This window comes from Psychrobacter sp. TAE2020, assembly GCF_018919485.1.
Lineage (GTDB): Bacteria > Pseudomonadota > Gammaproteobacteria > Pseudomonadales > Moraxellaceae > Psychrobacter.
In genome coordinates this window covers 1-402 of the sequence record NZ_JAHLMU010000023.1, presented here as the reverse complement: position 1 = coordinate 402, position 402 = coordinate 1, and the positions used below count along the sequence as shown (strand labels likewise).

The 402-nt window shown below is 30.8% G+C and carries 1 protein-coding gene; it reads right to left on the bottom strand.

Annotated elements, in window-relative coordinates:
• On the bottom strand, nt 1–402 hold a 402-nt coding region (locus tag KPY62_RS13570), incomplete at both ends, for an NAD(P)H-dependent oxidoreductase (RefSeq protein ID WP_216583474.1).

Here is a 402-nt window from a genome sequence, read left to right as displayed (position 1 = left end):
CAATATATTTCATCTTGGTATAATAGGCTTTTTGTTCCAAATTTTTACAAAATTCTAGGACTCTAAAGTGAGCCTCTCCATCTGCTCGATAATCTTCTTCAGATGCTCCAACGGTGATACTTGGAATAAAATATTTGTCTTTTAATCGATAGCTATTATTTCCATAGGCAAAACCATAAGTTAGCACACAATCGAAATATTGTTTTAAAATTGCAGGCATATTGTACCAATATAATGGATATTGAAAAATAATAGTATGATGTTTTAATAAAGCTTGTTGCTCTGCTTCAATATCTATTTGATAATTAGGGTAGCGTTCAGAAAGATTGCGTATTTCAAAGTCTGGTTGGTGTTTGCTTATATAGTCAATAATTGCTTTATTTGCAACAGATTGGTTATAGT